General features: G+C 56.9%; 5 protein-coding genes. 1 reads left to right on the top strand and 4 read right to left on the bottom strand.

Going from position 1 to position 6,284, the window contains the following annotated elements; translation table 11 throughout:
- Nucleotides 1-145: 145 nt before the first annotated feature.
- The 4 genes from IQ265_RS26475 to IQ265_RS26460 all read right to left on the bottom strand — a co-directional run bounded on the left by IQ265_RS26475 (nt 146) and on the right by IQ265_RS26460 (nt 5,035).
- A complete protein-coding gene (locus IQ265_RS26475; RefSeq protein WP_194059224.1) occupies nt 146-1,195 on the bottom strand; it encodes an aromatic ring-hydroxylating dioxygenase subunit alpha in 1,050 nt (349 codons plus the stop codon).
- Nucleotides 1,196-1,329: 134 nt separating this feature from the next.
- Entirely contained in the window at nt 1,330-2,385 is a 1,056-nt protein-coding gene (locus IQ265_RS26470) for an aromatic ring-hydroxylating dioxygenase subunit alpha (RefSeq protein ID WP_194059222.1), read from the bottom strand.
- A 290-nt stretch (nt 2,386-2,675) separates the two neighbouring features.
- A complete protein-coding gene (locus tag IQ265_RS26465) occupies nt 2,676-4,301 on the bottom strand; it encodes a HAMP domain-containing sensor histidine kinase (RefSeq protein ID WP_347405027.1) in 1,626 nt (541 codons plus the stop codon).
- Between the two features lie 377 nt (nt 4,302-4,678).
- Nucleotides 4,679-5,035, bottom strand: coding sequence for a late competence development ComFB family protein (locus IQ265_RS26460; protein ID WP_194059217.1), 357 nt, complete (start codon nt 5,033-5,035; stop codon nt 4,679-4,681).
- Between the two features lie 541 nt (nt 5,036-5,576).
- Between IQ265_RS26460 and IQ265_RS26455 the strand changes: the two genes are divergently transcribed.
- Entirely contained in the window at nt 5,577-6,191 is a 615-nt protein-coding gene (locus IQ265_RS26455; RefSeq protein WP_194059215.1) for a hypothetical protein, read from the top strand.
- Nucleotides 6,192-6,284 lie beyond the last annotated feature (93 nt).

Here is a 6,284-nt window from a genome sequence, read left to right as displayed (position 1 = left end):
TACGGAGTCACAGGCTCCTGGCGATTTTTCGAGTTTTATCCTTAAAGGTGCGGCGACCCAAGCTACACGCGGTTTGCTTAACCTAGGGTGGGACGGTCTGCCACACTTTTTAAGATACAAGGGTGGGCAGCGCCCACCGCATGCTTTAACCTGCGGTTTGCTGCGCAGGCAAAACCGCCTCAGGTAGTACCGATGGCACTGAGTAGCGCTTCAGCAGCTTGCGGTAGGCAATTAAGGTGGCGTCAGAGGCCACCAGCAGCTCTTGGCGCATGTCACCGTAGGGAGCAACCTGGGGCACCTGGGTTTTGACTACCACATCGTCTTCCTGCATAATTTTGTTGCCTACTTGGGCGGTGTTTCCGTCAAGCCAGTGGCCCAAGCCCGGCACCTGGTTAAGGAAGTTGCGAAGGTTCACCGACTTGACCACCGTGGTCTCGTCATCCACTGGAATGTGAACCATGATGCTCTCGATTTTGTAGCGGCCAAACTGGACCGCCGAATAGGTGACGTTGGGCAGGGCAAAGCGATAGCTCTTGTGGGCTTCGGGGTCATCCTGCTGCAGCACAAATCGCATTACGCCATTGAGACGATTGACCTTGATGGGCAGACTGGCGGCTAGTTCATAGTCGCTCACCGTCACCTCGTAGTCGTCGATTTCGGTGTTCTGGGGGGCGTTACTGGCCCCGATCGCACCCTTGTGCATAAACAGCGCGTGGGAGGTGTCGATGGCATTTTCCATCGTGCGGGTAAAGTGGGCAGCGAACTCGTGGCGGCTGTAGGTAGCGGGCCGCACGGGTGCCTCAAACTGCGGGAAATCTGGGATTGGCGGACGGCGATCCGCTGGTAGATCTAAACTGCCGATGAAAACCCAAACTAGGCCGTACTTTTCCTGCACCGGGTACGACTGCACCCGTGCCCGCTTAGGAATAGACGTACCGGCGGCATCGGCAGGAATGTGGCTACACTGACCATCGGTTTCGTAGCTCCAGCCGTGGTAGGGGCAGCGCAGGCAGTTGCCTTCAACCCAGCCCAGGGCTAGACTGGCCCCCCGGTGAGCGCACTGGTTGTCGAGGGCAACGATTTGGCCCTGGCTATTGCGGTAGAGTACATAGTCCTTGCCCAGCAGCCTCAGCGGTGTGGGCCTGGTGCCAACCTCATGACTGAGTTCTACGGCGTACCAAAAATTCTCCAGCATGGCGGTATGATTCCAGTTCAGCGGGTCGAATGACGGGTGCAGATGACTGGAAAGGGATCCCCTCCACCCCCTTGTAAGGGCAATAGATCTGCGTAGGGTGGGCAGTGCCCACCAGAAATTTAGGAAAAAGTAATCTACCCGACGCTCACTTCGACAGGGGCTTTGCCATTGGCTGAGACAGGGACTGGCAGAATGCCGTAGTCACTGCCCACGGCCCAGCCGCGCTCGACGCACTGACGAATCAGCTTGCGGTAGGCCAGCTGCAGGCTGTCGGAGGCCAGCAGAATCTCCCCAGTCAGGGGCACCACGCGGGGCACTTGGCTCTCGATCACGGCTTTGTCTTCGAGATAGGTGTCGTTGGTGTTTTTGCGCGAGTTCCAGTCGGCCCAGGCCTGGGGCAAGAAGTTGCGCAGACCAATCCACTTGGTCAGGGTGGTGTTTTCGTCGACCGGAATGTTGCTGGCGAAGTAGATGTACTGGTAGCCGCGAAAGTTGAAGTCGAGGTGAATGCGGTTGATGTTGGGCATGTGGGCGGTGAGCGTGGCGCTGGAAAAGGGGCGATCGCGCTTTACGATCAGCTTCAGCAGCCCGGCCCGCTTGGGTGGCTTCGAGACGGTGCGGGCCGTAGCGCTCCAGTCATCCATCTGCACTTCGTAGGGCGGCACTTGGGCATCATCCCGCAGGTTAAAAAAGACGGAATGCACAAAGGGGGCGTGGGAGCTGTCTAGACCGCTTTCGACCACCCGCGTGTAGTGGGCGTTCCAGGTGTATTCACCCGTAATGACGCGCCAGGCCGGGTCACCATACTCGGGCAGGGCCGGAATCGGCGGACGCTGCTCGGCGGGCAGGTCGCCCACAAACAGCCACACCATGCCGTAGTGTTCTTCGACCGGAAATGATGCAATTCTTGCCCGTTTGGGGATGGGGGTGCCCGCCTGGTCGGCCGGAATGTGAACGCAGGTGCCATCGGCCTCATAGCGCCAGCCGTGGTAAGGGCAGCGAATGCAGTTGCCTTCGACCCAGCCTCCTGCTAGCGATGCCCCCCGGTGAATGCAGCGATCGGCCATGGCCACGACCTGACCATCCTCTCCCCGGTAGAGGACATAGCTTTCGCCCATCAGCCGCACGGGCGTCGGTGCGCTAGTGATGGCAGCGCTAAACTCAACGGCGTACCAAAAATTCTTGAGCATCGGGAGTCTCCTGGGGGTTGGGCAACCGCGTTTCACCATCACTACGCCTACGGCCAGGCGTACCGATGGAAGCAAACTGGGTCTACACAAAAGCTTGGTTTGAGATTGCCCAGAGATACTCCCAAAATTGCGACTTTAGGAGCAAAACCAGTGATTTAGCGAATAACCCCTAGATATATGCAGCGAAACTCAGCTACCCCCATAACCATCTACGGGTATCTACGGACCCCTCAATGCAGTGGAATCGCGGTTGCGGGCAGCCCAGTTCGAAAGCGTATCGCGCTAGCTCGTCAGAGCGTTTTGGTTTCTAAGGGCAAAAATACGGTTAGCACTTCTCCAGCTTGGGGGCGCTGCCGCACGATTAGCTTGCCGCCTAGGGCTTGAAACAGATTCTTGGTAGCGTTGAGGTTTAGACTCAGCCCGCCAGTTTCGGGCTGAAACATGAGGAGCTGCCCCAGCGCCTTAAAGGGCGACGTTAAGGGGTCACTCTGAGTTTGAGCTTGGGCGTCATCGCCGCCGGGGGGCTGTGACTGAAACTGAAGCTTGAGCTGATGGCCCGCCAGCGTCACCGCTAGCTCAATGTGGCTGTAGGGAGGCAGACTGTGGGTAAAGCGGTCGATTAGCCCAGTCAAAACCTGGGTCAACATGGCCGGGTCACTGTTGACCATCGGTAGGCAGGGAGGCACATTCACAGTCAAGTCAAGGTTGCGGCGACTAGCCTGCTGCTGCCAGCGGGGAATGGCGTCGTCAAAAAGCTGGTTGAGGGAAATTGCAGACAGGGGCGATCGCGGCCTGGGGCTGTGGTCCGTCTCAAGCTCTACAGCGCGAAAGATTAGGCTGAAGCGATCGATCTGCTGGGTGCATTCCCGATCGATGAGCTGCAGGCGCTTAGCGACCTCGCCACCGATATCCTTGCGTTTGAGTAGCGATCGCGTCAGGGTGCGAATGGTGGTTAGGGGGGTGCGAATTTCGTGAGCCATCGCCTTCAGCAGCTCAGTGTCGGGGCTGTCTTCCGCCGCTGGGGGAGGCGATGGCTCAGCAAAGGCCGCCTGATTTAGACCGACCCTAACGTGGGGGCTAGGCTCGGTTTGAAACGCCGCCAGCGTGGGGCGACCGGGCAGCGCCAAGGCAGGCATAATGCCCAGTGGCGGCCGAAAATCGGCGCTTACCTCTGGCTGGGACCGCTGGCGCAGCTGGGCCAGGAGCAACTGGCTGTAGCGGGTGACCAGCCGATAGTCGGGGGCAACCGGGGGAAACTGAGCAAGTAGGCGATCGAGCGAGTCTACCAGGGGAGGACGGGTGGCAGAAACGCGATCGCGCAGCTGCTGGCACCCCTGTCCCACAACCTCTGGGTCAAAGGAGAACTGAAACAGGGGTAGTCCATTGGCGGCATACCCCAACACCAGCAGCAGGCTAAACCGGCGGGTTAGCAGCAGACAAAACCGCTCGCCAATCAAAGGGTCATGGTTAACTAAAGGCACCATCTGCAGATCGCAGGCCGGGCCTTTAGCCTCCCCATAGCCACGACCTGGCAGTAGGGGGCGCGTTACCGCAAAAATTTGCTCCAGCGGTTCTGGCACCAGCAGCCAGTGGGAGAGTCGCTGCCCCATCAGGCGATCGGGCAGCACTGGAAACGGCCCTGACAGCACTCCTCCCATCAGCGGCCCCGTCGACGGTATCGTTGCGCCTGTTGCGGGTAAATCCGAATCCGAAGGCAGTTCGAGCAGCAGCTTAATCAGGGCTGTCAAGCCGCCTAGCCACTCGTGCTCAGCCTGTAGGTGAGCCTGAGGCAAAGGGTCGCTACCGCCAAACGAGTCTAAAGCCTCGCCAGGCTGCCAATGGGCACCCTCTGCCCCAGCGACCGCAGGAGCCTGCTGCTCGTTAAGTAATGCACTAAGCGGTAGAAACTGCTGCACCAAGGCGTCACCTGTCTCTGCGATAGACTAACTGCAGCACCCAAGCCACAGTTGGCAGGTTAGCCACTTCAGCCAACTCGCCATCTATTACGAGACTACGCCCTTAGCCACCCATTGAGCTATGGGTAGAACCGAACGGAAACCCGGCCATTCCCTAGAGTCTTCAATCGCACACCTGTTTAGCCAAGAGGCCAGTCAGCAGAGCAGTTAGACTGATCCGGCGGGGTTGAAGACAAGCGTTTTAGAGAAGTTATGCGTCGAAACATCTTTATGATGTTTTGCTACAACGCCTTCCAAAGGATGCCAATTCAACCCATCGAGCGATCGCGGTGCAACCCTGAGTCAGTATTTAGCTGAAACAGTCTGAGCTAAACTAGCTAGCCAAACCAGCTGGATGGAACCGATTCGGCCTCGGCCCGCTCAGCGCTGGGACGTCGCTGCCAAGTTTCAGGCCGACCCAGCAGAGCATCAATGCCTTGATGAATTAGCTGCTTAATTTGGTCGTGCTGCTCAGAGGAATAGCAGTGCCCGGTTGAGGTCATGTCGCAGGCAACACCGCTATCCATAGTCACGTACACTACTGGCAGCCGCGCCAAAACGTAGGCCGTTAGTTTTTGACGCAGCTCAGGAACGGCAAAAACCTGACGATATTCGTAGAGCGGGTAGGCAGCTAAAATGTCATCGATCTTATCCGTTACGATCGGTAAAGTTAAGTTGACAATCGTTTGGGTCATTGGGTTGAAACTCCAGGAAAGCTTGTAGCAAGGTCAGACATTGGATCGACGACTGTTTAGGGCAGAGATCAGACTAAACAACCGAAGAAAGGGGGCAAGCAAAATTGAAACGCCGAAAAATTAATTTTTCGAATCAGGCATAGTCAGCTCAAGAATCGTTTTGAGGCGGCGGCCAAAGGCAGCAACTGAAAAAGTCTTAAAGCACTGAAGCGAAACACGTCCCACCTCCATCAGGTATTCCCTAAATAAACGCGACAGTGATGATGGTCCTACTTAAGTTTTAGAAAAAAATAATTATTCTCTTTCAGACGTTTATAAAAACTACGTAAAGTGAATCGTTTCTCAATCGTTGTTGTTTCTAGCAGGAGTGTTGGTCTCCTGGTTGTTACGTAAAGTAATTTTCTGGGCAATATTTTCGGGTGAAGGTCGTTCTAGAGCGCCGCAGGCATTGATGTACCGTTCTCGATAGAGCTGGCTAAGGTAGGACAACCGCCTGGATGATGGCTGAAGATTGTGCTTAGCGTGCGTTTTGGAGGTGAAATTGGCACTACAGCAGGTTGTTTTGATGATTTGTGGCGGCATGCACCCCCCCAGCTATACGGGCCAAATGCTCGCTACCATCGCCCAAGATGAGGTGCTGCAGCTTAGTAGTGTTGTCTGCGCGCCCCACGGTTCTCTAGAAGTACTCTCACCCTTTGCCCTGCGCCAAACTCTTGCGGCCCACATAAATAGCATCAAGACCGGCGTTACTCTGGCCGGCCCAGCGCTGGAAGCAGAACCTCCAGCGTTGGTACTGTGGGCGTTTAGCGCGGGCTGTGTGGGGGCGGCGGCTCTGGCAACCTACTGGCAACGGCAGCGGGGACCTGTGCTGGCGCTGTTTATGGTGGATGGGTGGGGAGTACCCCGCGACCCAGAGGTGCCAACCTATCGGCTCAGCCATGACGCTACAACCCACTACACCTCTCGCTGGCTGGGTGCAGGCGATGTCGATTTTTACGCGGATCCAGCGGTGCCGCATTTAACCCTGTGGCGTCAGCCCCAGGCAGTCGCAGGCTGGGCAGTAGAAAAAGGCAAGCCGAGCGAAAGGCTGACTGCTGCCGACTTTCTATGTCGGCGATCGCGTGCGGCCATCCACCGCTACAGCACCAGTTGCTAGGGCTTAACCAGTAGCTGAATATCAACAGCTCATAACTAGCGACCTACAATGTAGACCCTGTGGCTATTAAAGACCCCAGCCTCTGCTGCTAAT

The organism is Nodosilinea sp. LEGE 06152 (assembly GCF_015207525.1).
Classification (GTDB): Bacteria; Cyanobacteriota; Cyanobacteriia; order Phormidesmidales; family Phormidesmidaceae; genus Nodosilinea.
This window is presented reverse-complemented; position numbering and strand designations above follow the sequence as displayed.